This is a genomic window from Thioclava sp. F28-4 (genome assembly GCF_002020045.1).
GTDB classification, from domain to species: domain Bacteria; phylum Pseudomonadota; class Alphaproteobacteria; order Rhodobacterales; family Rhodobacteraceae; genus Thioclava; species Thioclava sediminum.
The window spans coordinates 1-386 of the sequence record NZ_MPZQ01000063.1; the positions used below are offsets into that span (position 1 = coordinate 1).

Below are 386 nucleotides of genomic sequence, written 5' to 3' on the forward strand. Positions count from 1 at the left end.
AGAATATAGTTCGCGCCGCAGCAGGCGCATTTGAGCAGGCCCGAGAAAAGATGCGTGGGGCGCCTCGCGGCACCGAACGCGTTCGGGCGATCCTCGGCATTGATGGCGGCTCTGACGCCCTCCTGGATCTCTTTCACGCGCCCCCATAGATCGTCATCGATGATCCGCAGATCTGGAACATCATCGATAACCCATTGTTCGGGAGGATTAAGTCGAGCCTGCCGCTTCCCTGTCGAAGGATCCTTGATGAACCGTTGCCGGTTCCAGACACGTCGTCCGATATAGAGTTCGTTATTGAGGACCCCGGTGCCCCGTTTGCGGTTGCCCGAGATCGTCGAAAATGACCAGGTTCCAGCGGTTTTGCCCTTCGCGGCACGCGGGGCAGG

Annotated in this window: 1 protein-coding gene; it reads right to left on the reverse strand. The window is 59.3% G+C overall.

The features are described from left to right. Nucleotides 1-386: recombinase family protein (locus tag BMI87_RS21885; RefSeq protein WP_210402521.1), on the reverse strand; the 386-nt coding region annotated here is incomplete at both ends.